Source organism: Streptomyces sp. NPDC040718 (genome assembly GCF_055593565.1).
Window position 1 is genome coordinate 1,056,357 of record NZ_JBVIXO010000001.1, and the last position, 26,818, is coordinate 1,083,174.

Annotated in this window: 20 protein-coding genes; 5 read left to right on the forward strand and 15 right to left on the reverse strand. The window is 68.2% G+C overall.

The annotated features are described in order from the left end of the window. From rplB to rpsL, 10 genes are all read right to left on the reverse strand, one after another. Positions 1-837, reverse strand: a complete 837-nt coding sequence (rplB, locus tag ACZ597_RS04940; protein WP_125822122.1) for a 50S ribosomal protein L2 — start codon at positions 835-837, stop codon at positions 1-3. 39 nt (positions 838-876) lie between these two features. Further along, positions 877-1,200 (reverse strand): 50S ribosomal protein L23, encoded by a 324-nt coding sequence (gene rplW, locus ACZ597_RS04945; RefSeq protein WP_007265901.1) that lies wholly within the window; start codon positions 1,198-1,200, stop codon positions 877-879. Then, positions 1,200-1,850 (reverse strand): 50S ribosomal protein L4, encoded by a 651-nt coding sequence (rplD, locus tag ACZ597_RS04950; RefSeq protein ID WP_401247073.1) that lies wholly within the window; start codon positions 1,848-1,850, stop codon positions 1,200-1,202. The genes rplW and rplD overlap by 1 nt, the downstream gene beginning before the upstream one ends. Positions 1,851-1,854: 4 nt before the next feature. After that, entirely contained in the window at positions 1,855-2,499 is a 645-nt protein-coding gene (rplC, locus tag ACZ597_RS04955) for a 50S ribosomal protein L3 (protein WP_007265899.1), read from the reverse strand. Between the two features lie 14 nt (positions 2,500-2,513). Beyond that, a complete protein-coding gene (gene rpsJ, locus ACZ597_RS04960; protein WP_003948644.1) occupies positions 2,514-2,822 on the reverse strand; it encodes a 30S ribosomal protein S10 in 309 nt (102 codons plus the stop codon). Between the two features lie 477 nt (positions 2,823-3,299). After that, complete coding sequence (locus tag ACZ597_RS04965) at positions 3,300-4,313, reverse strand: hypothetical protein (protein WP_471324951.1); 1,014 nt, start codon at positions 4,311-4,313, stop codon at positions 3,300-3,302. A gap of 180 nt (positions 4,314-4,493) precedes the next feature. After that, positions 4,494-5,687: an elongation factor Tu gene (tuf, locus tag ACZ597_RS04970; RefSeq protein ID WP_361606931.1), complete on the reverse strand. Its 1,194-nt coding sequence runs from the start codon at positions 5,685-5,687 to the stop codon at positions 4,494-4,496. A gap of 150 nt (positions 5,688-5,837) precedes the next feature. After that, the gene (fusA, locus tag ACZ597_RS04975; protein ID WP_471324954.1) at positions 5,838-7,970 is read right to left on the reverse strand and encodes an elongation factor G; all 2,133 of its coding nucleotides are present in this window, start codon (positions 7,968-7,970) and stop codon (positions 5,838-5,840) included. A 39-nt stretch (positions 7,971-8,009) separates the two neighbouring features. Next, positions 8,010-8,480 (reverse strand): 30S ribosomal protein S7, encoded by a 471-nt coding sequence (gene rpsG, locus ACZ597_RS04980; protein WP_007265894.1) that lies wholly within the window; start codon positions 8,478-8,480, stop codon positions 8,010-8,012. 2 nt (positions 8,481-8,482) lie between these two features. After that, the gene (rpsL, locus tag ACZ597_RS04985; protein ID WP_007265893.1) at positions 8,483-8,854 is read right to left on the reverse strand and encodes a 30S ribosomal protein S12; all 372 of its coding nucleotides are present in this window, start codon (positions 8,852-8,854) and stop codon (positions 8,483-8,485) included. A gap of 403 nt (positions 8,855-9,257) precedes the next feature. Here rpsL and ACZ597_RS04990 point away from each other — a divergent pair, with 403 nt between their 5' ends. The 5 genes from ACZ597_RS04990 to ACZ597_RS05010 all read left to right on the forward strand — a co-directional run bounded on the left by ACZ597_RS04990 (position 9,258) and on the right by ACZ597_RS05010 (position 16,306). Further along, positions 9,258-11,741, forward strand: coding sequence for a YfhO family protein (locus ACZ597_RS04990; protein WP_471324957.1), 2,484 nt, complete (start codon positions 9,258-9,260; stop codon positions 11,739-11,741). A 61-nt stretch (positions 11,742-11,802) separates the two neighbouring features. After that, entirely contained in the window at positions 11,803-12,516 is a 714-nt protein-coding gene (locus ACZ597_RS04995) for a Crp/Fnr family transcriptional regulator (RefSeq protein ID WP_471324960.1), read from the forward strand. Positions 12,517-12,642: 126 nt separating this feature from the next. Continuing rightward, a complete protein-coding gene (locus ACZ597_RS05000) occupies positions 12,643-13,434 on the forward strand; it encodes a hypothetical protein (protein WP_471324963.1) in 792 nt (263 codons plus the stop codon). After that, the gene (locus ACZ597_RS05005; protein ID WP_471324966.1) at positions 13,431-15,269 is read left to right on the forward strand and encodes a hypothetical protein; all 1,839 of its coding nucleotides are present in this window, start codon (positions 13,431-13,433) and stop codon (positions 15,267-15,269) included. Before ACZ597_RS05000 ends, ACZ597_RS05005 begins: the two co-directional genes overlap by 4 nt. Further along, complete coding sequence (locus ACZ597_RS05010) at positions 15,266-16,306, forward strand: M48 family metalloprotease (protein ID WP_471324969.1); 1,041 nt, start codon at positions 15,266-15,268, stop codon at positions 16,304-16,306. The genes ACZ597_RS05005 and ACZ597_RS05010 overlap by 4 nt, the downstream gene beginning before the upstream one ends. Positions 16,307-16,367: 61 nt before the next feature. Here ACZ597_RS05010 and ACZ597_RS05015 read toward each other — a convergent pair whose 3' ends face one another. The 5 genes from ACZ597_RS05015 to ACZ597_RS05035 form a co-directional block, all read right to left on the reverse strand. Beyond that, positions 16,368-20,267, reverse strand: coding sequence for a DNA-directed RNA polymerase subunit beta' (locus ACZ597_RS05015; protein ID WP_405979191.1), 3,900 nt, complete (start codon positions 20,265-20,267; stop codon positions 16,368-16,370). A 95-nt stretch (positions 20,268-20,362) separates the two neighbouring features. Next, complete coding sequence (rpoB, locus tag ACZ597_RS05020) at positions 20,363-23,845, reverse strand: DNA-directed RNA polymerase subunit beta (protein ID WP_470967996.1); 3,483 nt, start codon at positions 23,843-23,845, stop codon at positions 20,363-20,365. A gap of 563 nt (positions 23,846-24,408) precedes the next feature. Continuing rightward, positions 24,409-24,795 (reverse strand): 50S ribosomal protein L7/L12, encoded by a 387-nt coding sequence (gene rplL / locus ACZ597_RS05025; protein WP_388934867.1) that lies wholly within the window; start codon positions 24,793-24,795, stop codon positions 24,409-24,411. 110 nt (positions 24,796-24,905) lie between these two features. Continuing rightward, positions 24,906-25,436 carry a 50S ribosomal protein L10 gene (rplJ, locus tag ACZ597_RS05030; RefSeq protein ID WP_401452325.1) on the reverse strand — a complete coding sequence of 177 codons (531 nt, stop codon included), beginning with the start codon at positions 25,434-25,436 and terminating at the stop codon, positions 24,906-24,908. Between the two features lie 283 nt (positions 25,437-25,719). Further along, positions 25,720-26,640 carry an SCO4651 family lipoprotein gene (locus ACZ597_RS05035; protein ID WP_471324974.1) on the reverse strand — a complete coding sequence of 307 codons (921 nt, stop codon included), beginning with the start codon at positions 26,638-26,640 and terminating at the stop codon, positions 25,720-25,722. Between the last annotated feature and the right edge of the window lie 178 nt (positions 26,641-26,818).

Consider the following 26,818-nt stretch of genomic DNA (forward strand, 5'->3'; position numbering starts at 1 on the left):
CTAGCGCTTCTTGTTCGTCTTGCGGCGGCGGACGATGTACTTGCTCGAAGCCTTCTTCGGCGAGCGAGTACGACCCTCCTTCTGACCCCACGGGGAGACCGGGTGGCGACCACCGCTGGTCTTGCCCTCACCACCACCGTGCGGGTGGTCAACCGGGTTCATCGCGACACCGCGGACGGTCGGGCGAACGCCCTTCCAGCGCATGCGGCCGGCCTTGCCCCAGTTGATGTTCGACTGCTCGGCGTTGCCGACCTCGCCGACCGTGGCGCGGCAGCGCGCGTCGACGAGACGGATCTCACCGGACGGCATGCGGAGGTGGGCCATCACGCCCTCCTTCGCGAGCAGCTGCACGGAGGCACCAGCGGAGCGGGCGAACTTCGCGCCGCCACCGGGACGGAGCTCGATCGCGTGGATCGTGGTACCGACCGGGATGTTGCGGAGCGCGAGGTTGTTGCCCGGCTTGATGTCGGCCGTGGGGCCGTTCTCGATCCGGTCACCCTGCTGCAGGCCGCGCGGCGCGATGATGTAGCGCTTCTCGCCGTCGGCGTAGTGCAGCAGCGCGATGCGCGCGGTGCGGTTGGGGTCGTACTCGATGTGCGCGACCTTGGCCGGCACGCCGTCCTTGTCGTGACGACGGAAGTCGATCACTCGGTAGGCGCGCTTGTGTCCGCCACCCTGGTGGCGAACGGTGATCCGGCCGGTGTTGTTACGGCCGCCCTTGCTGTGCAGAGGGCGAACCAGCGACTTCTCCGGCGTGGACCGCGTGATCTCGACAAAGTCGGCGACGCTGGAGCCACGACGGCCCGGGGTCGTCGGCTTGTACTTGCGGATACCCATTTCTCAGTCCTCGTCCGATTCCGGACGACTAGACCTCCGTTAGGAGGCCTGGCCGCCGAAGATGTCGATACGGTTGCCCTCGGCAAGGGTCACGATGGCGCGCTTGGTGTTGGCGCGCTTGCCGAAACCGGTCTTGGTGCGCTTGCGCTTACCCTGACGGTTGATCGTGTTGACCCCGGTGACCTTGACCGAGAAGACCGCCTCGACGGCCTGCTTGATCTGGGTCTTGTTGGCGCCGGGCGCGACGATGAACGTGTACTTGTTCTCGTCCAGCAGCGCGTAGCTCTTCTCCGAGACGACCGGCTTGATCAGCAGGTCGCGCGGGTCGGTGAAGGTCTTGCTGGTAACGGTCGCCTCAGACATCAGGCCTCGTTCCCTTCGGTCTCATCGGCCTTGGGGCCAGACACGAAGGACTCGAGCGCGGCCTGGGTGAAGACCACGTCGTCAGAGACGATCACGTCGTACGTGTTCAGCTGGCCCGGCTCCAGGATGTGAACCTGGGGCAGGTTGCGGGCGGACAGCCACGCCAGCTCGTCAGAGCGCTCGGCGACCAGGAGCAGGTTCTTGCGCTCCGAGATCTTGCCGAACAGCGTCTTGGCGGCCTTCGTGGAGGCGGAACCCTCGACCACGCCGGTGACGACGTGGATGCGGGAGTGACGCGCACGGTCCGAGAGGGCACCGCGGAGGGCGGCGGCCTTCATCTTCTTGGGGGTCCGCTGCGAGTAGTCACGCGGCTGCGGGCCGTGGACGACGCCACCGCCGGCGAACTGCGGAGCGCGGGTCGAACCCTGACGGGCGCGGCCGGTGCCCTTCTGGCGGTAAGGCTTCTTGCCACCACCACGGACTTCGCCACGGGTCTTGGTCTTGTGCGTGCCCTGACGGGCAGCTGCCAGCTGGGCGACGACGACCTGGTGGATCAGCGGAACGCTGGTCTTCGCGTCGAAGATCTCCGCGGGGAGCTCGACGGTACCGGCCTTGTCGCCTGCCGGCGAAAGGATGTCAATGGTGCTCATTACCTCAAGCCCCCTTGGCCGCGGTACGGACCAGGACGAGGCCGCCGTTCGGACCGGGGACCGCGCCCTTGATGAGGAGCAGACCCTTCTCCGCGTCAACCGCGTGGATGGTCAGGTTCTGGGTGGTGACGCGCTCGTTACCCATGCGACCGGCCATGCGCATGCCCTTGAAGACACGCCCAGGGGTGGCGCAGCCACCGATCGAACCGGGGGAGCGGTGCTTGCGCTGCACACCGTGACCGGCGCCGAGGCCCCGGAAGTTGTGCCGCTTCATGACACCGGCGAAGCCCTTGCCCTTGCTGTTGCCCGTGACGTCAACCTTGACGCCGGACTCGAACACCTCGGCAGTGATCTCCTGGCCGAGCGTGTACTCGCTGGCGTCGGAGGTGCGGAGCTCCACCAGGTGGCGGCGGGGGGTCACGTCGGCCTTGGCGAAGTGGCCCTTGAGGGGCTTGTTCACCTTGCGCGGGTCGATCTCGCCGAAGGCGATCTGGACCGACTCGTAGCCGTCGATGTCGTTCGTACGGACCTGGGTCACGACGCAGGGTCCGGCCTTGACGACGGTCACCGGGACGACACGGTTGTTCTCGTCCCAGACCTGGGTCATGCCGAGCTTCTCGCCCAGGACGCCCTTGATCTGCTTTGCCATCTTCTCGACGCCTCTCAGAGCTTGATCTCGATGTCAACGCCGGCCGGAAGGTCCAGGCGCATCAGCGAGTCAACGGTCTTGGGCGTCGGGTCGAGGATGTCGATCAGGCGCTTGTGCGTGCGCATCTCGAAGTGCTCGCGCGAGTCCTTGTACTTGTGCGGCGACTTGATGACGCAGTACACGTTCTTCTCAGTGGGCAGCGGCACCGGGCCCGCGACCGACGCACCAGTGCGGGTCACCGTCTCGACGATCTTCTTCGCCGAGGAGTCGATGACCTCGTGGTCGTAGGCCTTGAGCCGGATGCGGATCTTCTGTCCCGCCATGGCTACTCCGTAGTCCTGTCTCTGTGTGGAAACGCTCTGGCTCCCGGGCGGCTGCGAAACGGGGTTCCGCGGCTTCTCTCCGACCCACGCGGTCGGGCGTGTCGCACACCCTCTACAGAAAATTCCCATACGGAAATTCCCTCGTCCAAGGGGATGCGGTCCTGACCGCGTCTCGGGGGAGAAACACCCACCGGGCGCCTGGTGGGCACCGTGCTGACACTTCCCAGAAGATTCCCGTACGTCCGTCCTCATTGCTGCCCCGAAAGGCAGATTAAGGACGACGAGTACTGTGGGACTCGCTTCCGGTCCTCCCGGCGGGAGGCGCACAGCATCGGCACTCAGCCGAGCAACTTGAGTAGTCTGCCATACGAGACACGTACCTGGCCAATCGGGCCGAAGAGAATACCCCGCCGCGCGGACACGTCAAACCGCGCCGCACCCTCCGCCGGGCGGGGTTCCCGCAGGCCGGACCGCTGATCACGTCCGGGACACCGTCCCGCAGCCCTCCTGGCCCTCGACCGCGATGCCCTTGCTGCGGTCGTACGGGTCCACCGGCGGCCCGGAGGGATCCGTTCCACCGTTGTCGGGGTCCGAGGAGAACGACGGGTGCAGGTACCCGTCGAAGCGGTCGCAGGAGCTGTTGGCGATGTCCCGGTTGATCTGGAAGAGCCACAGCTTGCCGGCGGTGCCCTCCCACTTGTCGGGGTCCGCGATCGAGAAGGTGAAGTCGCGGCGGACGATGGTGCGCGCGACGTCCTCCGGGTTTCCCCCGAGCTTCGTGAAGGGGTAGACGAACGAGTAGTCCGCCCGCACGTGGGCCTGCCCGGACTCCTCGCCGGCCTCCACCCACATCCGGCCCCGGACCTTGACCACGTCGCCGGCCGGCTTGAGCTCGGCCGGGTCGTAGCGGGTGAACCAGTCCAGCGGGTCCTGGTCCCGGCCCGGCTTCTCGAAGGCCTTCGCCATCGCCGTCCGGGTCTTCTCGTCCTTCGGGTCCAGCAGGGCCGTCGCGGCCTGCGGGCGCTCCCCCCGCAGGGTGGCCGGCTCCAGGTTGGCCGCGACCAGGAACTGCCTCGCCTTCGCCAGCGCGTCGGCCACCGCCTCCCGGGACATGCCTCCGACGGCCGTCGCCTCCGGCACCTCGATCCCGGCGGCGCCATCGGCCCACTGGGCGGCCGGCGAGCCGCGGAAGGGCTCCTTCAGGGTCGGACGGTCCGGGTACGCGGCCTCCGGGGCCGCGGTCGGGCGTACCGACTCGGCGGGCAGCGGCGGGGCCCCGGCGGCCGCCTCGCGGGCTTCCGCCTTCCCCGTCACCTTGTCGATGACCAGTTCCGGCCGTACGACGATCAGCGCGGCCGCCCCGATGGCGACGAGCGCCGCCGCGGCCTTCAGGCGCCGCCGGCCCCGGCCGCGGCCCCCCGTCTCCTGCCACGCCGGCCCGGTCCGCCACCCCTGCGGCTCGTCGTGTCTGCCGCCGCCCTGCTGTCCCATGCGCTTCCCACCCTGGTCGATCGCCCGTTCGTGCTGCTGCGGAGCCTCTCACACGGTCTTTACGCGGCCCTTACAGGGGGTACGGCGAAGGGCCCCTCCCCCACCGCCGGAGCGGTGGGAAAGGGGCCCTCGCGTCAAACATGGTGCCCGCTGCTGCGAGCTACCAGGTCAGAGCACGAATTACTTCGTGATCTTGGTGACCTGGCCGGCGCCGACGGTGCGACCACCCTCACGGATGGCGAACTTCAGGCCCTCCTCCATGGCGACCGGCTGGATCAGCGCGACCGTCATGTCGGTGTTGTCGCCCGGCATGACCATCTCGGTGCCCTCGGGGAGGGTCACGACGCCGGTCACGTCCGTGGTACGGAAGTAGAACTGCGGGCGGTAGTTGTTGAAGAACGGGGTGTGACGGCCACCCTCGTCCTTCGACAGGATGTACGCGGCGGCCTCGAACTCGGTGTGCGGCGTGACCGAACCGGGCTTGATGATGACCTGGCCGCGCTCGACGTCCTCGCGCTTGATGCCACGGAGGAGCAGACCGACGTTCTCACCGGCCTGGCCCTCGTCGAGCAGCTTGCGGAACATCTCGATGCCGGTGACCGTGGTGGTGGTCTTCTCGGTCTTGATGCCGATGATGTCGACGGTCTCGTTGACCTTGAGGACACCACGCTCGATGCGACCGGTGACGACGGTGCCACGACCGGTGATCGTGAAGACGTCCTCGACGGGCATCAGGAACGGCTTGTCGGTGTCACGCGGCGGGGTCGGGATCGACTCGTCGACGGCCTTCATGAGGCCGAGGAGCTTCTCGCCCCACTCCTTGTCGCCCTCGAGCGCCTTGAGCGCGGAGACCTGGACGACCGGAAGGTCGTCGCCCGGGAAGTCGTACTCGGAGAGCAGCTCACGGACCTCGAGCTCGACGAGCTCCAGGATCTCCTCGTCGTCCACCATGTCGGCCTTGTTCAGGGCGACGACGATGTACGGAACGCCGACCTGGCGGGCCAGGAGCACGTGCTCCTTGGTCTGCGGCATCGGGCCGTCGGTGGCGGCGACCACGAGGATGGCGCCGTCCATCTGCGCGGCACCGGTGATCATGTTCTTGATGTAGTCCGCGTGACCCGGGCAGTCGACGTGGGCGTAGTGACGCGCCTCGGTCTGGTACTCGACGTGCGCGATGGAGATGGTGATACCGCGCTGGCGCTCCTCAGGAGCCTTGTCGATCTGGTCGAAGGCCGAGGCCTCGTTCAGGTCCGGGTACGCGTCGTGCAGCACCTTGGTAATGGCGGCCGTGAGGGTCGTCTTACCGTGGTCAATGTGACCGATGGTGCCGATGTTGACGTGCGGCTTAGTCCGCTCGAACTTCGCCTTCGCCACGGGGGTCCTCCTGGAGAGTGGTTCTGTACGCCTTACAGATCGGCGCCAGGTGATCTTTGCTGGAAAGCCGGGTTCCCCGGGGCAACGAGAGATTTGCTCCTGTTGCCCCAGAGGCTCCGGTGACAAGCCTAAAGCGTGTACTCGGAAGAGTTACTCGCCCTTGGCCTTCGCGATGATCTCCTCGGCGACGTTCCGGGGAACCTCGGCGTAGGAGTCGAACTGCATCGAGTAGCTGGCGCGACCCGAGGTCTTGCTGCGGAGGTCTCCGACGTAGCCGAACATCTCCGAAAGCGGCACGAGGCCCTTGACGATCTTGGCTCCGTGACGGTCCTCCATGGCCTGGATCTGGCCACGGCGGGAGTTGATGTCACCGATGACGTCGCCCATGGACTCCTCCGGCGTGGTGACCTCGACGGCCATCATCGGCTCGAGGAGCACGGGAGAAGCCTTGCGCGCGGCCTCCTTGAAGGCCTGCGAACCGGCGATCTTGAAGGCGAGCTCGGAGGAGTCGACCTCGTGGTAGCCACCGTCGAGAAGCGTGACGCGGACGCCAGTCATCTCGTAGCCGGCCAGGATGCCGAACTGCATGGCTTCCTGCGCACCGGCGTCGACCGAAGGGATGTACTCCTTCGGCACGCGGCCACCGGTGACCTTGTTGACGAACTCGTACGCCGGACCATCGGCGTCCGTGATCGGCTCGATCGCGATCTGCACCTTGGCGAACTGACCGGTACCACCGGTCTGCTTCTTGTGGGTGTAGTCGTGACGCTCGACGGCCTTGCGGATCGTCTCGCGGTACGCGACCTGCGGCTTGCCGACGTTGGCGACGACCTTGAACTCGCGCTTCATACGGTCGACCAGCACCTCGAGGTGCAGCTCGCCCATACCGCCGAGGATGGTCTGGCCGGTCTCCTCGTCCGAGTGGACGTGGAACGACGGGTCCTCTTCCGCGAGACGCTGGATGGCGACACCCAGCTTCTCCTGGTCGCCCTTGGAGGCGGGCTCGATGGCGACCTGGATGACCGGAGCCGGGAAGTCCATGGACTCCAGGATCACGGGCGCCTTGTCGTCACACAGCGTCTCACCGGTGGTGGTCTGCTTCAGGCCCATGACGGCGACGATGTCGCCGGCGCCCACCGCGTCGATCTCCTCACGCTTGTTCGCGTGCATGCGGTAGATCTTGCCGATGCGCTCCTTCTTGCCCTTGACGGAGTTCAGCACCGCGGTGCCGGCCTCCAGGCGGCCCGAGTAAACCCGGACGAAGGTGAGCTTGCCGAGGTGCGGGTCGCTCATGATCTTGAACGCGAGCGCGGCGAGGGGCTCCTCGTCCGACGGCTTGCGCTTCACGACGAGCTCGGCGTCCTTGACGTCGTGGCCCTCGATGGCCTCGATGTCGAGCGGCGACGGGAGGTAGCGCACGACGGCGTCGAGCAGGGGCTGGACGCCCTTGTTCTTGAACGCCGTACCGCAGAACACCGCGGTGATCGTGGGCTCGCCCTTGCCCTTGCCGGAGCCGAGGATGATGCGACGCACGGCGGCGTGCAGCTGCTCCTCGGAGGGCTCTTCGCCCTCGAGGAAGAGCTCCATCATCTCTTCGTCGTTCTCGGCGACCTGCTCGACGAGCTTGCCGCGCCATTCCTCGGCGAGCTCGGCGTGCGAGGCCGGGATGTCGACGACGTCGTACATCTCGCCCTTGGTGGCCTCGGCGGACCACACGAGAGCCTTCATGCGGACGAGGTCGACGACACCCTGGAAGTCGGCCTCGGCACCGATCGGGAGCTGCATGACGATCGGAACCGCACCGAGGCGGTCCTTGATCATGTCGACGCAGCGCATGAACTCGGCGCCGGTGCGGTCGAGCTTGTTGACGAAGCAGATGCGCGGGACGCCGTAGCGGTCCGCCTGACGCCAAACGGTCTCGGACTGCGGCTCTACGCCGGCCACACCGTCGAACACGGTGACGGCGCCGTCGAGGACGCGGAGCGAACGCTCCACCTCGACGGTGAAGTCGACGTGACCCGGGGTGTCGATGATGTTGATGGTGTGGTCAACATCTTCGAGCGGCCAGTGGCAGGTGGTGGCGGCAGACGTGATGGTGATACCACGCTCCTGCTCCTGCTCCATCCAGTCCATCGTGGCGGCGCCGTCGTGGACCTCACCGATCTTGTACGACACACCGGTGTAGAACAGGATGCGCTCGGTGGTGGTCGTCTTGCCCGCGTCGATGTGGGCCATGATGCCGATGTTGCGCACCTTGGCCAGGTCAAGCGAAGTGGTAGCCATATCGGCTCAGTCTTCTCTCGGTCTCGATGTGGGTTGGGACTACCAGCGGTAGTGCGCGAAGGCCTTGTTGGACTCGGCCATCTTGTGCGTGTCCTCACGCTTCTTGACGGCAGCGCCAAGACCGTTCGAGGCGTCGAGCAGCTCGTTCATCAGGCGCTCGGTCATGGTCTTCTCACGGCGGGCGCGGGAGTAACCCACGAGCCAGCGGAGGGCCAGGGTCGACTGGCGACCCGGCTTGACCTCGACGGGGACCTGGTAGGTCGCGCCACCGACACGGCGGGACTTGACCTCGAGGGACGGCTTGACGTTCTCCAGCGCGCGCTTCAGCGTGATGACCGGGTCGTTGCCGGTCTTCTCGCGGAGGCCTTCCATGGCGCCGTAGACGATGCGCTCGGCGGTGGAGCGCTTGCCGTTCAGCAGGATCTTGTTGATGAGCGAGGTCACCAGAGGAGATGCGTAGACCGGGTCGATGATGACCGGGCGCTTCGGGGCGGGGCCCTTACGAGGCATTCTTACTTCTCCTTCTTGGCGCCGTAGCGGCTGCGGGCCTGCTTGCGGTTCTTGACAGCCTGGGTGTCAAGCGCACCGCGGATGATCTTGTAACGAACACCCGGCAGGTCCTTCACACGGCCACCACGCACGAGCACGATGGAGTGCTCCTGCAGGTTGTGTCCCTCACCCGGAATGTAAGCGGTGACCTCGATGCCGGAGGTCAGACGCACACGCGCGACCTTACGGAGCGCCGAGTTCGGCTTCTTCGGGGTGGTCGTGAACACACGCGTGCAGACGCCGCGACGCTGGGGCGAGGCCTCGAGCGCGGGGGTCTTTGTCTTCTCGACCTTGTCCTGCCGGCCCTTACGGACCAGCTGCTGGATCGTAGGCACTACTTCTCCGGTTTCTGTGTGCCGTGTAGTGAAGCTAACCTGGAACTTTGCCGACCCACGCGGTCGGGTGTGTCGGATCCGGCGGACCCCTCCGCAAGCGCGGAAGAACGCATGGATCGCGGTGGCCGTTGACTCTCGCGTGCGGTTGATGGACACGCACGGGAGCCCAGGCACACCCCAGGCACAAGGTCTGAGCGTACCCACCGCATCCACTCCGGTCAAAACATGAGCCTCCCCGCCCCCTCCGCGACGACCGCACAGCTCAGACGCCGCACGGGCGGGGCGGCCCTGGCCGGGGTGGCCGCGCGGGACGCGCACGGCCGTGGTAAACGGAGGGCGAACTACACTGCCCAGCGAATCCCAGCGAGACAGCCCAAAACGTACGAGCGCCAGGAGCAGGACATTGGGGACGGTCACACCGGAGCCGAAGACGGCGGAGAACCCGCCCCCCGACGGCGGCCGAACCCCCTCGTCACGACGGCGCGCCGCACTCTCCCGGCTGTACGGCCCCCTGCTGGCCTTCCTCGTCACCTCGGGCGCCTTCTGCGCGGCCTGGGCGGCGCGGGGCACCTTCCCCTTCGGGGACAAGGGCCGGGCCATCAACGACCAGGCCAACCAGTACGTCCCCTTCCACCGAGCCCTGTGGGACCTGGTCCACGACCAGGCCGCCGGCGACCTGCTGTTCACCTGGCGGGGAGGCTTCGGACAACAGTTCCTGTCCGACTACTACACCTACCTCGGCAATCCGTTCTCCTGGCTGGCCGTGCTGGTCCCGCGCGAGCACGTCGACCTCGCCGTCTTCGTGATCACCCCGGTCACCATGGGCACGGCCGCCGCCCTGATGGCCGTCTACCTCGGCAGGCTGCACCCCGGTCCGTGGTGGCAGCGCGGGGTGCTCGGGGCGACGTACGGGCTGTGCGGGTGGGCGCTGAGCGACGCCTCGTACATCCCCATGTGGCTGTGGGGCCTGGTGGCGCTCCCGCTGCTCGGCATCGCCGTCGAGTGGTGCCTGGAGGGGCGCCGCTGGCCCGGGGCGGCACTGCTGGTCGCCCTCGCCTGGTTCGGCAACTTCTACACCGCCATGATGGCCACGATGGCGGCCTGCGTACTGCTGGCGATCCGCCTGATCACCCTGGACATGACCGGCGCGCAGCGCCTCCGCGCCCTGTGGCGCGCGGCCACCGCCGCCGCGGCCGGCATCCTCCTCACCCTCCCCCTCCTGCTGCCGTCGTTCCTGTCCAGCGGGGCGGCGCAGCCCACCAAGGCCGGCGCCTTCGACCCCGTCCGGATCGAGGTCTTCCTCTCCGGCATGCTCCCGGCCACCCACCTGTGGGGCGGCCGTCCGCGGCTGTACGTGGCCTCCCTGGGCCTGATCCTGGCGGGCAGCTTCCTCCTGAACAGCCGCATCGCGGCCCGTACCCGCCTGGTCTGGGCGGCGGCCACGCTCCTGGTCCTGGCCTCCTTCCAGTTCCCCCCGACGCAGTACCTGTGGCACGGCCTGGCGGTGCCGAACGGCAACCCGTACCGCGAGGCGTTCGTGTTCAGCGGGATGGTCGTCATCCTGGCCTGGCTCGCGCTGGCCAACCGCCCCCGCCCCCTGCACCTGGCCCTGTCGGCGGCCCTGCTCCTCCTGGCCGCCTTCGTACTCCGCCACACCGACGACTTCGGCGGCTGGACCTGGCCGGCCGTCCTCGCGGGCGGCGCGGCCTCGCTGCTGGCCCTCGTCCTCCTGACCCGGGCGGAGAAGCACCGCGCGGTGCTCCCCCTCGCGGCCCTCCTCATGATCGGCGTGGTCTTCGCCGAATCGACCGTCGCGGCGGCCAACGCGGACGCCCGCCGCTCCCGCGAGCGCTGGGCCGCTCCCGTCCCGACCTCGAACCGCTCGATCACGAACCACTTCGAAGCGGTCCGGAACGTGGACGGCTGGCCCGCCTACCGGACGGACTCGGGCGCGCCGCAGACCTCGTACAACGACGCCCTCGCCCTCCGGGCGGAGGGCCCGCAGTACTACAGCAGCTACCTCCCCGAAGTCACCTACCAGGCCCTGGAACCCCTCGGCTACGGCTTCAAGAACGACGGCCGGACCTTCTTCGGCGCCGACAACCCGGTGCTCGACGCGATCTTCTCGATCGGCGCCCGCGTCCGCCCCGGCACCGCCCCCGGCACCTGGACGGCCACGAAGCAGGCCGCCCCTCCCCTGGTCACACTCCGCACCGCCCCGTACACCTCCCCCAACCCCGCCGGCTCGGTCTACGCCCACCAGGAGGACGTCCTGGGCGCCACGGTGTACGAGGTCCCGCGGACCACCCGGACGGGCACCCCCACCACCCAGACGTACGCGGCCCGGTGCACCCCGGGCTCCGAGGCGTACTGGTTCTCCCCCACCCTGTACGGCACCCTCCGTACGGCGGACTCCGCGCTCCCCCTGATGGACCGCATGACGGGCGTCGTCCCCCTGGGCCCGGTCCCCGCCTCGGGCGAGGTCACCGCGACGGTGGAAACCCGCACGGAGAACGCCACGGCCGGCCCGAACCCCATCGGCTGCCTGGACCGCCCCGCCCTCGACGGGGCGGTCGAGCGCCTCACCGCCACGGGTGCCACATCGGTCCGCGTCGGCGGCCACACCCTCGAAGCCACCCTCCCTCCGAACACCACCGGCACCGCCGTCCTGGCGGTGACGAACGTCCCCGGCTGGCAGTGCTCGGCCCCGATCCGCGACTTCCACGGCCTCCTCGCCGTCCCCGTCACCCCGGACACGCGCAGCCTCTCCTGCACCTTCACCCCGAAGGGCCTCACCCCGGGCCTCGCAGCCGCCGCCCTGTCCCTCCTCACCCTGACCTCGGTCACCACAACCACCTACCTCAGGCGCCGCCGGGAAATCCGCTGATCCACCGCCGCGCGTCCCCGCCGGCCAGTACATTGACCGCCCTGACAACCGGGGGGCGGGCATGGCGGTGGAGCACGTGGCGGGCGACGGAGGGCTGGACGACCGGGTCCCCTTCCTGGCCCGCCTGGAGGACGAGGACGGCGCCGCGTTACGGGCGCTGGGCCGCGAGCTGACGTTCGCACCCCGCGCGCACCTCATCCACCAGAACGAACCCGCCGCCCACGTCCTGCTGATCCTCCACGGCTGGACCAAGGTCACCGCCTCCGCCGCGAACGGCAAGGAGGCCCTGCTCGCCCTGCGCGGCCCGGGCGACATCGTCGGCGAATCCGCCGCCGTCACACGCCGCGCCCGCTCCGCCACCGTGACCGCACTCGAACCGGTACGCGCCGTGGCCGTCGACCCCGAGCGCTTCCGGGCCTTCCTCGCCCGCGTCCCCTCCGCCGCCTTCCAGCTCCTGGCCCTCACCGCGGACCGCGCACGCGCCGGCGACCGGAGGCGGCTGGAGTTCGCCTCGCTGAGCGTGCGCGAGCGGCTGGCCGTGCTCCTCCAGGACCTGGCACGGACCCACGGACGGCGCACCGAGGGCGGGATCGAGATCACCGTCCCCCTCAGCAAGCAGGAGATCGGTGGAGCCATCGGGGCCTCCCGCGAGATGGTCCAGCGCGAGCTGAAGCACCTGCGCGACCGCGGGGTCGTCATCACGGGCCGCCGCACGACGGTGATCGCACGGCCGGACGTACTGCGCCGGATCGCGCAGGCCCAGGGCGGGAGCTGAACCGTCCCCTTCAGTGCGGCCCGTCACACTCCGGGTGTGTCATCCGCCCTCTCGGCGGGGCGCCCGCCTGCGCCAATCTCTTGCCATCCCTGCCGCAAGGGCAGGAACCCACCACGAGAGGCGATCATGAGCGACCCCGTCCCCCGCACCTTCCTCCTCGTCGACACGGAGCGGTTCAGCGACCGCGACGACGTCCAGCAGGCCTACCTGCGCCGGATGCTGTACGACGTCGTCGACCGGACCTTGCTGGCCGCCGGGATCGACCAGACGTTACGGCTGCGCGCCGACCGGGGCGACGCGGTCATGGAGCTGATCGACCCGCACGTTCCCCTCAACGTCTTGCTGCGCGCCCTGCTGACGGAGATCCCGGCCCAGCTCCACGCGGTGAACCGGCTGGCGGCCGACTCGGCCCAGATCCGGCTGCGCGTGGTGCTCGCGACGGGAATCGTGGTGATCGACGAATTCGACGGGTGGGTGGGCACCGACCTCAACGAGGCCTGCCGGCTCCTGGACGGCGAACCCCTGCGTGCGGCGCTGCGCGAGCGGACGGACGACTACGCCCTCTGTGTTTCCCGGTCGGTCCACTCCGGAATCGTGCGGCACGGCCACACCGGTGTCCCGGCGGAAGAGTTCCGCGAGATCACCATGCCCAGCAAGAACGGCCCGCTACAGGCGTGGCTGTACGGCCCCCTCCCCTCGGGAACGGTCGCCGCGCCGGTCGCGGCCCCCGCCGCCAAGGACTCCGGAGCGCCCGGACGAGCGGGAGCGGAGGCGGAGGCCGTCGGAGAAGACCGACCGGACGCCGCCGGAATCCGCTTCCAGGGCGTCAACGACGGAATCGTCGCCGGTCGCATCGACGGCAACGCGGTCCGTGCCGAAGTGGTCCACGGCGACATCATCTTCGGTGACCGCCGGTGAGCGATCAGCCGGACCAGCCGGCCGACCCCGCCGAGGAGCCCGAACAGGCACCGGCGGTAGACGGGGGCGCGGCCGAACAGGGGAGGAAGACCGAGGAGGAGGCCCAGCAGCCCTGGGCCACCCGTCGCGAGCTGCACGCCCACGCGCCGAAGTCGATGGCGTTCGACGGCACCAACCACGGCGTCGTCGCCGACCGGATCATCGGCAACGTCACGACCGAGATCCACTACAGCTTCGGCGGGTTCGGCAGCGGCACCCCCGCCTCGGGGGAGATATCGCCTTCCCACCTCGACCGGCTGTCCGGTGTCTTCGTCGACGAGGGCACCCGTTTCGCGCAGCTGCGTGACCGCCTCTTGAAGGAGCAGGTCCTCGTCCTCACGGGTACGCCCTTCACCGGGCGCCGGGCCGCCGCGCTGATGCTCCTCCGCTCCGTGGGCGCCACCCCGGTGCACGCCCTGGACAGCACCACGACCCCGCGGAACCTGACGGGCCTGTTCGGCACACCCGGGAAGGCGGCCGGCTACGTGCTGTGCGACCTGACCACCAGCCGGGACGACCCCCTGCGCGAGGCCCAGTTCAACGCCCTGCGCGACCTCATGCAGGAACGGAAGACCCATCTGGTGATCACCACGGGTGTGGGGGCGTACCTGGAGGACGCCATCCGCCCGGAGGCCTGGGAACCCCCCGGCCAGAGGGCCGTTCTGGCCGCCCGGTTGACCGTGGACATCGGAGCCGATGCCACCTCCCGTCTGCTCGCCCTGCCAGCCGTCGGCGAATTCCTCTCCCGCGACCACCAGCTCCGCGAGGTCGTCGGGTACGCAACCGAGTTGCGCCAGTACGCAGTGGGCCAGTGCGGCGAGAAGCAGTTGACCGATTACTCCCTGCGCGCGCTGAAGCACCAGGTGCGCGAATGGTTCGCGGAGTCCGAGGAGATCGTCCATCTGCGGGAAAAGGCCTTCCTGATCGCCCTGGCCGCCTTCGACGGAGGGCCGTACGCCTTGACGGCCGAGCTCAGCGACCTGCTGTACTCCCAGCTCCAGCGGGTCGGAGACCCCAAGCGGTCCGAGACCATCCCCGTGTTCAGCACCCACATCGGCAAACGGCTCCAGCTCGCCCGGGCGGCCACGTACCCGGAACGGGAGGAGACGGAGTGGGGCGAGGTCACCCAGCTGAAGGCCGCCTTCCAGGACGACCGGACGGCTCTCGTCCTGCTGCCCGAGGTATGGACCGGCCATCCCGCCGCCCGACCCGCACTGGTGAACTGGCTGAACGGGCTCGCTGACGACGGGCGCCCCTTGGTACGCACCCGCGCCGCGGCCACCGCCGCCGTACTCGCGTGCACGGACCTCCCGTCCGCGATGGCTCTGATCATCGAGCCGTGGGCGCGCTCCGACAGAGCCCAGAGGCGGACTGCCGCAGTCAGCGCGCTCACCCTCGAGCGGCGCCTCCAGGCCGCCCGCCACGAGCTGGAGCTCCAGCGGTACGAGGCCCAGAAGATCGCCTTCTACCAGCAGCACTTCGCCCGGGGCGGCGTTCAGGCCTGGGCCCTGCATCTGGCCCGGCACCCCGAGGACACCCGGCTCGCACTGGACAGCATGGAGGAGCACCACCTAGCGCTCCTCCGCTCACAGCTCGACCAGGTCAAGACACTGCTGGGCCCGGACGGCGGTGAAGCCCACGAACTGGACCGCACCCGGCAGCTCATGATCGAGCAGATCAACGAAGCGCTCGCGCCCCGTTCCCCTGCCACACTGCCCACCCCGGAGCTCCCCGAGCTGCCTCCCGGCTACGGACGCCGCCCCCATCCGCCCGTCGACCCGGAGCAGGCACCGTGACCGAGCCCGCCGAGTCACACGGTCCGCCGCCCGCGTACCCCCGCTACCCGGAGGCCCCGCCGCCCGCGCCCGCGCACGTCCCCCAGCAGCCCCGGCCCGACCATGACGACCTCGGCTACCGCCACCCACCGGGGACCCGCGTCCATTACCGCTCCCGGCAGCGCACCACGGACGCCACCGCCCTCGGCCGGCTCGCCCTGCACCTGCCCGGTTTCCTGTTGAGCCTGCTCGTCGTACTGGGCACGGCCATGCTGCTGGAGGCCTGGAACGGGCTGCCGGCCTGGGTGCCGACCGCGCTGTGGCTCGCTTCCGGCGCCCTCACGTTCCACCGCCCCAGCGAGCGCTTGCTCGCCCGCCACCTGCTCCGGCTCCAGCACCCGCTCCCTTCCGAGCTGGCCGTGCTCGCCCCCGTGTGGCGCGAGGTCACCGCCCGTGCCGGGGTGGACGGCACCCGCTATGAGCTGTGGATCGAGGACAGCGACGACCTGAACGCCCTCGCCGCCGCCGGGCACATCGTCGCCGTCACCCGGCGCGCCCTGGAACGCCTACCCGAGGCGCAGCTGGCCGCGGTACTCGCCCACGAGCTGGGCCATCACACCGCCGGGCACGCGTGGACAGGGCTTCTCAGCTGGTGGTACGCGCTCCCGGGCCGGCTGGCCTGGCTGGGCCTGGCCGCGGGCACGATCAGGCTGATCCGCATCGCGAGCGGCTTCTCGTACGCGGCCGCGGGCATCCTGATCGTCCTCTTCGGGTGGATCACCTTCGCCACCCTGACCCTGACCTACGGCCTGCCGCTGCTCCTGCTCGCGCTGCCCTACTTGGCCGCTGCCGTCGGCCGCCGCGCCGAACTCCGCGCCGACGGGCACGCAGCCGCACTGGGCTTCGCTCCGATGCTCTCCCGGATGCTGCACGACGTACTGGCCGAGGAGACACCGGCCTCCGCGGACGGCGGCGTACTGTCGCGGCTGCTCTCCAGCCACCCCGACCACCGCACCCGCCTCCACCACCTCCAGCGCTACCTGGAGCCGCGGGCCTAGGAACGCCGCAGGGCGGCCACCCTCTCGGGTGACCGCCCTGCGGTTACTGCACGTGTCCGACTCAGCCGTTGTACGGGCCGTAGTCGTAGTCCTCCAGCGGGACAGCCTGGCCGGAGCCGGTGCCGAAGGGCGAGTAGTCGATGTCGTCGTAGCCGACGGCCGAGTACATCGCGGCCTTGGCCTCCTCGGTCGGCTCCACCCGGATGTTGCGGTAGCGGGACAGGCCCGTACCGGCCGGGATGAGCTTACCGATGATGACGTTCTCCTTGAGGCCGATGAGGCTGTCGGACTTGGCGTTGATCGCCGCGTCCGTCAGGACTCGGGTCGTCTCCTGGAAGGAGGCGGCCGACAGCCAGGATTCCGTCGCCAGCGAGGCCTTGGTGATACCCATCAGCTGCGGACGGCCGGAGGCGGGGTGACCGCCCTCGGTGACCACACGACGGTTCTCGGTCTCGAACTTCGAGCGCTCGACGAGCTCGCCCGGCAGGAGCTCCGCGTCGCCGGACTCGATGATCGTCACGCGGCGCAGCATCTGCCGGATGATGATCTCGATGTGCTTGTCGTGGATCGACACGCCCTGCGAGTTGTAGACCTTCTGGACTTCGCCGACCAGGTGGACCTGGACGGCACGCTGGCCGAGGATGCGCAGCACGTCGTGCGGGTTGGTGGCACCCATGGTGAGCTTCTGGCCCACCTCGACGTGGTCGCCCTCGTGCACGATGACCTTGGCGCGCTTGGAGATCGGGAAGGCCGTCTCCTCGCTGCCGTCGTCGGGCGTGATGACGATCTTCTTCGTCTTCTCGGTCTCCTCGATCCGCACGCGGCCGGCGGCCTCGGAGATCGGGGCGACACCCTTCGGGGTACGGGCCTCGAAGAGCTCGACGACACGCGGCAGACCCTGCGTGATGTCGTCACCGGCCACACCACCGGTGTGGAAGGTACGCATCGTCAGCTGGGTACCGGGCTCACCGATGGACTGGGCGGCGATGATGCCGACCGCCTCGCCGATGTCGACGAGCTTGCCGGTGGCCAGCGAGCGGCCGTAGCAGAAGGCACAGGTGCCGACCGCGGACTCGCAGGTCAGGACCGAGCGGGTCTTGACCTCCTCGACGCCGTTCGCGATGAGGGCGTCGATGAGCACGTCGCCGAGGTCCACGTTCGCCGGCGCGATGACCTTGCCGTCGATGACGACGTCCTCGGCCAGCATGCGGGCGTACACGGAGGTCTCGACGTCGTCCGCCTTGCGGAGGACACCCGCCTCGTCCTTGACACCGATCTTGAGCTTGAGGCCGCGCTCGGTGCCGCAGTCCTCCTCGCGGATGATGACGTCCTGCGAGACGTCCACCAGACGACGGGTGAGGTAACCCGAGTCGGCGGTACGCAGGGCGGTGTCCGCCAGACCCTTACGGGCACCGTGCGTGGAGATGAAGTACTCCAGAACGGTGAGGCCCTCACGGAAGGACGCCTTGATCGGACGCGGGATGGTCTCGTTCTTCGCGTTCGACACCAGACCACGCATACCGGCGATCTGTCGCATCTGCATCATGTTTCCTCGGGCACCCGAGTCAACCATCATGAAGATGGGGTTCGTCTTGGGGAAGTTCGCGTTCATCGCCTCGGCAACCTCGTTGGTCGCCTTGGTCCAGATCGCGATGAGCTCCTGCGTGCGCTCGTCCTTGGTGATCAGACCGCGCTCGTACTGCTTCTGGACCTTCTCGTCCTGAGCCTCGTAGCCCGCGACGATGGCCTTCTTGGCCTCGGGCACGACGACGTCGGAGATGGCCACGGTGACGCCCGAACGGGTCGCCCAGTGGAAGCCGGCCGCCTTCAGGTTGTCGAGCGTCGCCGCCACGATGACCTTGGGGTAGCGCTCCGCCAGGTCGTTGACGATCTCGGAGAGCTGCTTCTTGCCCACCGAGTAGTCGACGAACGGGTAGTCCTCGGGCAGCAGCTCGTTGAAGAGCGCGCGACCCAGGGTCGTCTTCAGACGGAAGCTGTCGCCCGGCTGGAACTCCTGCTCGCCCTCCTCGGCGACCGGCGCCACCCAGCCGCGCGGCGGGATGGTGCCCACCGGGAAGCGGATGTCGACGGACGACTGCAGCGCGAGCTCGCCGGCGTCGAACGCCATGATCGCCTCGGCGGTGGAGCCGAACGCGCGGCCCTCGCCCTTGACGTCACGGAGCTCACCGTCGGTGGTCAGGAAGAACAGACCCAGGACCATGTCCTGCGTCGGCATGGTGACCGGACGGCCGTCGGCCGGCTTGAGGATGTTGTTCGAGGACAGCATCAGGATGCGGGCCTCGGCCTGCGCCTCCGCGGAGAGCGGCAGGTGGACGGCCATCTGGTCACCGTCGAAGTCCGCGTTGAACGCGGTGCAGACGAGCGGGTGGATCTGGATGGCCTTGCCTTCGACCAGCTGGGGCTCGAAGGCCTGGATGCCGAGACGGTGCAGCGTGGGCGCACGGTTCAGCAGCACCGGGTGCTCGGCGATGACCTCTTCGAGCACGTCGTACACGACCGTGCGGCCGCGCTCGACCATGCGCTTCGCGCTCTTGATGTTCTGCGCGTGGTTCAGGTCGACCAGGCGCTTCATCACGAACGGCTTGAAGAGCTCCAGCGCCATGGCCTTGGGCAGACCACACTGGTGCAGCTTCAGCTGCGGACCGACGACGATCACGGAACGCGCCGAGTAGTCCACGCGCTTGCCGAGAAGGTTCTGACGGAATCGACCCTGCTTGCCCTTCAGCATGTCGCTGAGGGACTTCAGCGGACGGTTGCCGGGGCCCGTCACCGGGCGACCGCGACGGCCGTTGTCGAAGAGGGCGTCGACCGCCTCCTGGAGCATGCGCTTCTCGTTGTTCACGATGATCTCGGGGGCACCGAGGTCGAGAAGGCGCTTCAGGCGGTTGTTGCGGTTGATGACGCGGCGGTACAGGTCGTTCAGGTCGGAGGTCGCGAAGCGGCCACCGTCCAGCTGCACCATCGGACGCAGGTCCGGCGGGATGACCGGGACGCAGTCCAGGACCATGCCCTTGGGGCTGTTGCTGGTCTGCAGGAACGCGGAGACGACCTTGAGGCGCTTGAGCGCACGGGTCTTCTTCTGGCCCTTGCCGGTACGGATGATCTCGCGGAGGCGCTCGGCCTCCTCCTCGAGGTCGAAGGACTCCAGGCGCTTCTGCAGAGCAGCCGCACCCATGGAACCGTCGAAGTACGTGCCGAAGCGGTCACGCAGCTCGCGGTAGAGGAGCTCGTCGCCCTCCAGGTCCTGGACCTTGAGGTTCTTGAAGCGGTTCCACACCTCGTCGAGGCGGTCGATCTCGCGCTGGGCGCGGTCGCGGAGCTGCTTCATCTCGCGCTCGGCGCCTTCGCGCACCTTGCGGCGCACGTCGGCCTTGGCGCCCTCGGCCTCAAGCTCGCCCAGGTCGCTCTCGAGCTTCTTGGCACGGCCTTCGAGGTCCGCGTCACGGCGGTTCTCGATCTGCTGGCGCTCGACGGAGACGTGGGCCTCCAGCGACGGCAGGTCGCGCTGACGGCGCTCGTCGTCGACGAACGTGATCATGTACGCGGCGAAGTAGATGACCTTCTCGAGGTCCTTCGGCGCGAGGTCCAGCAGGTAGCCCAGGCGCGACGGGACGCCCTTGAAGTACCAGATGTGGGTGACGGGAGCGGCGAGCTCGATGTGGCCCATGCGCTCACGGCGCACCTTGGCGCGCGTGACCTCGACGCCACAGCGCTCACAGATGATGCCCTTGAAGCGGACACGCTTGTACTTGCCGCAGTAGCACTCCCAGTCCCGGGTAGGACCGAAGATCTTCTCGCAGAAGAGTCCGTCCTTCTCGGGCTTGAGGGTGCGGTAGTTGATGGTCTCCGGCTTCTTGACCTCGCCGTGTGACCAGGTTCGGATGTCGTCCGCGGTGGCAAGGCCGATCCGCAGCTCGTCGAAGAAGTTGACGTCGAGCACTGTGCGTCAATCCCTCTTTCGGGGTCGAGTCTCAATCATGGTCTGAACGGTCCCGGGGGCGACGGGGGCTCCGTGAGGAGCCCCCGTCAGGCCCGTCAGACCTCTTCGACGCTGCTCGGCTCGCGCCGGGACAGGTCGATACCGAGCTCCTCCGCCGCGCGGAAGACGTCCTCGTCGGTGTCGCGCATCTCGATGGACATGCCGTCCGAGGACAGCACCTCCACGTTGAGGCAGAGCGACTGCATTTCCTTGATGAGCACCTTGAAGGACTCGGGAATGCCCGGCTCGGGGATGTTCTCGCCCTTGACGATGGCCTCGTAGACCTTCACGCGGCCGGTCACGTCGTCGGACTTGATCGTCAGGAGTTCCTGGAGCGCGTAAGCGGCGCCGTAAGCCTCAAGCGCCCACACCTCCATCTCACCGAAGCGCTGACCACCGAACTGCGCCTTACCACCCAGCGGCTGCTGCGTGATCATCGAGTACGGACCGGTCGAACGGGCGTGGAGCTTGTCGTCGACCAGGTGGTGCAGCTTGAGGATGTACATGTACCCGACCGAGATCGGGTCCGGGAACGGCTCGCCGGAGCGGCCGTCGAACAGGCGCGCCTTACCGGTCGGGAGCACCATGCGCTCGCCGTCGCGGTTCGGGATCGTGTGCTGGAGCAGGCCGGCCAGCTCGTCCTCACGCGCACCGTCGAAGACGGGGGTGGCGACGTTGGTGCCGGGGGCGACCTGGTCGGCGCCGATCGCCTGGAGGCGCTGCGCCCACTCGTCCGCGAGGCCGGAGACGTCCCAGCCGCGGCTGGCGAGCCAGCCGAGGTGGATCTCCAGGACCTGTCCCGGGTTCATTCGGGACGGGACACCCAGCGGGTTCAGGATGATGTCGACCGGCGTGCCGTCCTCAAGGAAGGGCATGTCCTCGATCGGAAGGATCTTGGAGATGACACCCTTGTTGCCGTGGCGGCCGGCGAGCTTGTCACCGTCGGTGATCTTGCGCTTCTGGGCGACGTAGACGCGGACCAGCTGGTTCACGCCCGGAGGCAGCTCGTCGCCCTCCTCGCGGTCGAAGACGCGGACGCCGATGACCTTGCCGATCTCACCGTGAGGAACCTTGAGCGAGGTGTCACGCACCTCGCGGGCCTTCTCACCGAAGATCGCGCGGAGCAGGCGCTCCTCGGGGGTCAGCTCGGTCTCACCCTTGGGCGTGACCTTGCCGACCAGGATGTCGCCGGCGACGACGTCCGCACCGATGCGGATGATGCCGCGCTCGTCGAGGTCGGCGAGGACCTCCTCGGAGACGTTCGGGATGTCCCGGGTGATCTCCTCGGGGCCCAGCTTGGTGTCACGGGCGTCGACCTCGTGCTCCTCGATGTGGATCGAGGAGAGGACGTCGTCCTGCACGAGGCGCTGCGACAGGATGATCGCGTCCTCGTAGTTGTGGCCTTCCCACGGCATGAACGCGACGAGCAGGTTCTTGCCGAGGGCCATCTCGCCCTCTTCGGTCGCCGGACCGTCGGCGAGGACCTGGGCCTCGATGATCCGGTCACCCTCGTTGACGATGACCTTCTGGTTGACCGAGGTGCCCTGGTTCGAGCGGGAGAACTTGGCGACGCGGTACGTGGTGTACGTGCCGTCGTCGTTGGCGACGGTGATGTAGTCGGCCGAGACCTCCTGGACGACACCGTCCTTCTCCGCCTTGATCGAGTCGCCGGCGTCGACCGCACAGCGGTACTCCATGCCGGTGCCGACGAGCGGGGCCTCCGCCTTGATGAGCGGAACGGCCTGGCGCATCATGTTCGCGCCCATGAGGGCGCGGTTGGCGTCGTCGTGCTCGAGGAAGGGGATCATCGCGGTGGCGACGGACACCATCTGGCGCGGCGAGACGTCCATGTAGTCCACGTCGGACGGCTCGACGTAGTCGACCTCGCCGCCACGCTTGCGGACCAGGACGCGACCCTCGGTGAAGCGCAGCTCGTCGTCCAGGCGGGCGTTCGCCTGGGCGATGACGAAGCGGTCTTCCTCGTCGGCGGTGACGTAGTCGACCTCGTCGGTGACCTGGCCGTCGACGACCTTGCGGTACGGGGTCTCGATGAAACCGAACGCGTTGACGCGGCCGTAGGACGCGAGCGAGCCGATCAGACCGATGTTCGGGCCTTCGGGGGTCTCGATCGGGCACATGCGGCCGTAGTGCGACGGGTGCACGTCACGGACCTCGAAGCCGGCCCGCTCACGGGAGAGACCGCCGGGACCCAGCGCCGAGAGACGACGCTTGTGCGTCAGACCCGACAGCGGGTTGTTCTGGTCCATGAACTGCGACAGCTGGCTGGTGCCGAAGAACTCCTTGATGGAGGCGACGACCGGCCGGATGTTGATCAGGGTCTGCGGCGTGATCGCCTCGACGTCCTGGGTGGTCATGCGCTCGCGCACGACGCGCTCCATACGAGCCAGACCCGTGCGGACCTGGTTCTGGATGAGCTCGCCGACGTTGCGCAGACGACGGTTGCCGAAGTGGTCGATGTCGTCGGTCTCGACGACGATCGAACGGCCCGACTCACCGATGGTCTCGGTCTCGCCCGCGTGGAGCTTGACGAGGTACTTGATCGTCGCGATCACGTCGTCGGTGGTGAGCACACCGGCGTCGAGCGGCTCGTCGGCGCCGAGCTTCTTGTTCACCTTGTAGCGGCCGACCTTCGCGAGGTCGTAGCGCTTCGGGTTGAAGTAGAGGTTCTCGAGCAGCGTCTGAGCGGCCTCGCGGGTCGGCGGCTCGCCCGGGCGGAGCTTGCGGTAGATGTCGAGCAGCGCGTCGTCCTGGCCCTGGGTGTGGTCCTTCTCCAGGGTGGCGCGCATGGACTCGTACTCGCCGAACTCCTCGAGGATCTGCTCGGTGGTCCAGCCGAGAGCCTTCAGGAGGACGGTGACGGACTGCTTGCGCTTGCGGTCGATGCGGACGCCGACCATGTCGCGCTTGTCGACCTCCATCTCCAGCCAGGCACCCCGGGACGGGATGATCTTGGCGGAGAAGATGTCCTTGTCGGACGTCTTGTCGATGGAGGAGTCGAAGTAGACACCCGGGGAACGGACGAGCTGCGACACGACGACGCGCTCGGTGCCGTTGATGACGAAGGTGCCCTTGTTGGTCATGAGCGGGAAGTCGCCCATGAAGACCGTCTGAGACTTGATCTCACCGGTCTCGTTGTTCGTGAACTCGGCCGTGACGAAGAGCGGCGCCGCGTACGTGAAGTCGCGCTCCTTGCACTCGTCGACGGAGTTCTTCGCCGGCTCGAACCGGTGGTCGCGGAACGTCAGCGACATCGACCCGGAGAAGTCCTCGATCGGCGAGATCTCCTCGAAGATCTCTTCCAGACCGGACTTGGTGGGGACGTCCTGTCCACTCTCAAGCGCCGACTCGACGCGGGACTTCCAGGCAGCGTTGCCGAGCAGCCAGTCAAAGCTCTCGGTCTGCAGCGCCAGGAGGTTCGGAACCTCGAGGGGCTCCTTGATCTTTGCAAAGGAGATGCGCAGCGGGGCGGTGCTGGCACCGTTGTTCGTATTGGTCGAGGCGTTGCGCGAGGCGGCCAAGAGGGGGTCCTTCCGAGGGCTCGGACTCACTACGCGCGTACCGGTCCCAGCCGACACAGAAGACAAGGTGCTCCCGATCTGGCGAAAAGGCCAGGTCAGAGGCGGTCAGTCAGGTGTGCTCGAGCGTGGGCATGCCCCTGGCGACGGGCAGGGGACAGCTAACAGGCAGCGCAAAGGGTCAGTGTAGCCACTCGGCTCACTGATGTCCAGACCAGGTTTCCGGAAACCGGCAACAGGCCCTTCCCTACCGTTGTTCAACCAACACGCTGCGGCTCTCGTACACAGAGCGCGTATGAGTACTGCCCTCTTCGTAGTCGATCCATGCCTCGGATCTCGGATCGAGCTGGCCGACCTCACGACGGGACTGAGAATTGCGCGCCGTTGGCCGTTCGTCAAGGCCCCGTGCTCCGAGCGGATCATCTCCGGACCCTGCTTCGGGACAACGAAGATCACCCTACTCCCCAACGAGACGAGGGCAAGTCAGGCACTGCGGATACGCCAAAGGGCGACCACCCTTACGGGTGATCGCCCTTCGCAGAGGCCGTCAGACGGCCTCAGAGGTGTTACTTGACCTCGACGCCCGCGCCAGCGGCCTTGAGGGCCTCGGCGGCCTTGTCAGCGGCCTCCTTGTTGACCTTCTCGAGGACCGGCTTCGGGGTGCCGTCGACGAGGTCCTTGGCCTCCTTCAGACCCAGGGAGGTCAGCTCGCGCACGACCTTGATGACCTGGATCTTCTTGTCGCCGGCGCCGGTGAGGATGACGTCGAACTCGTCCTTCTCCTCGACCTCGGCGACGGCACCGGCGCCCGGGGCACCCGGGGCGGCAACGGCGACGGCCGCGGCGGCGGTGACGTCGAACTTCTCCTCGAAGGCCTTCACGAACTCGGAGAGCTCGATGAGGGTCATCTCCTCGAACTGGGCGAGGAGGTCGTCCTGAGAGAGCTTCGCCATGATGGGCGATCCTTCCACTAATTCGGCAGGTGCCGGATGTATATAGAGGCGGGCGTAACGGCCCGCTACGACCCACGCACTAGGCGGCGTGGATCAGTGCGCGAGCCGAATTACTCGGCACCGCCCTGCTCGGCGAGCTTGACCCGAAGCGCCTCCGCGGTGCGGACGAACTTCGACGGGAGCGCCTGGAAGAGCGAGGCAGCCTGAGACTGCTTGCCCTTGAACGCACCGGCCAGCTTGCTGAGCAGAACCTCGCGGGACTCGAGGTCCGCAAGCTTCTTGATGTCGTCGGCGGAGAGAGCCTTACCGTCAAGGACACCGGCCTTGATGATGAGGTTCGGGTTCTCCTTGGCGAAGTCACGCAGGGCCTTCGCCGACTCCACCGGGTCACCGGTGATGAAGGCGACCGCGGTCGGACCAGCGAAGTGCTCGTCCAGCGCGGTGATCCCGGCCTCATTGGCCGCAATCTTGGTCAGCGTGTTCTTCACCACGGCGTACTGGGCGTTCTCACCGAGGGAGCGACGCAGCGTCTTGAGCTGCGCGACGGTGAGACCCCGGTACTCGGTCAGCACGGCGGCGTTGGAGCTCTGGAACGCGTCCTTGAGCTCGGCCACCGATGCAGCCTTGTTGGGCGTCGGCATGGTGCGTTCGCCTCCTTCCGGGTGATGAGGACCGCTCAGAAGGGGCTGACATACAAAACGCCCCGGCGCAGGCGCCAGGGCGTAGCTCGACCGGAAACGAATTCCCGGGAACCTTCCACAGTCACCTGCGCGGGTCGTCCGCAGTAGCGGATCCTTCGGCCACCGCACCCTTGCAGGCACGGCAACGACCAGCGGTCTTTGGCTTCTCGGGAAGCGTACGCGAACCATCCGCCGCAGAGCAAATCCGCCCGTACGGCGGATCCGCTCCGCGGGTTCTGCCTGGTCAGCCCTGCTCGGTGCCGGAGCCGGCGCGGGAGCGCTTCATCACCTCGGCGAGGTCGACGACCTGGTCGGCCGGCGGGGCGGCGATGTCGACCGGCTTGTTGAAGTCCAGGAACTTGATGGTCGTGTCCATCGGGCCCTTGGTGCCCTCGCCGCGGGTGCGGACCTGCCTGGTGTGGCCGGACTCGTCGATCCACATGTCGACGTTGAGGTTCTTGATGCCCTCGCCCTCCAGCTGCTTGAGGCTCTTCTCCCGGCGCTCCCTGGCCTCCGGAGCACCGGTCGTCGCGAGGTCGGCGCGCATCTGCTCGGTCGTGACGGTTCCGGAGAGGTGCGTGGTCTTCACCCCGTCGACGGTCTCCTCGCCGAGGTTCTTGAGGTCCTTGGCACCCATGAGCTGGTCCGCCCGGTCCCCCGGGTTCTCGCCGGAGCTGTTCGCGCCGCCCCGGGCGCTCTCCATCTTCTTCGCCGTCGCCGGGTCGAGGGCCTTCATGTCGAACTTCAGCCACGTGCCCTCGGAGCCCAGGTACACGGCCCCGTCGATCATGCGGATCTCCACGGTGCCGGATTCGGCGCCCTGCGAGGTCGTCTTCATCGACATCGCCGTGGACGGCTTGAACCGCATGGCGGCCTCGGAGGTGACCTGCTGCCCGGAGACCGTGCCCGTCAGGGTGTAGCGGGCGGAGGTGATCTCCTCGGACGTCTTCTTGGCCTTCTGCAGGAACGCGGCCGGAGCCGCGTCCGCGGCGCCCTTGGCGGCCTGGGAGCCGGACGGGGAGGCCCCCGCGGCCGGGGCGGACGCCGCGGGGGCCGCCTTGCCGCCCTCGGCCTTCTTGCCGTCCTGGCACGCCGTCGTGGCCCCACCCACGAGGAGTACGGCGGCCAGCGCGGCGCCTGCGGTCTTCTTACGGTACGTGAGCATGGAGTCCCCACCCCTGGTGTTGATCGATATCCATATGACCATACGGGGCCGCGCACCGTGAGCGCTCCTGAGATACCGCTCACCGGACGGACACCGGCCACGGCGCACGGAAACGGGCCCCCCGCTCCCGAGGGAGCGAGGGGCCCGTTCAGCCACTCGGGCGAGCCGTGAGGCCCTG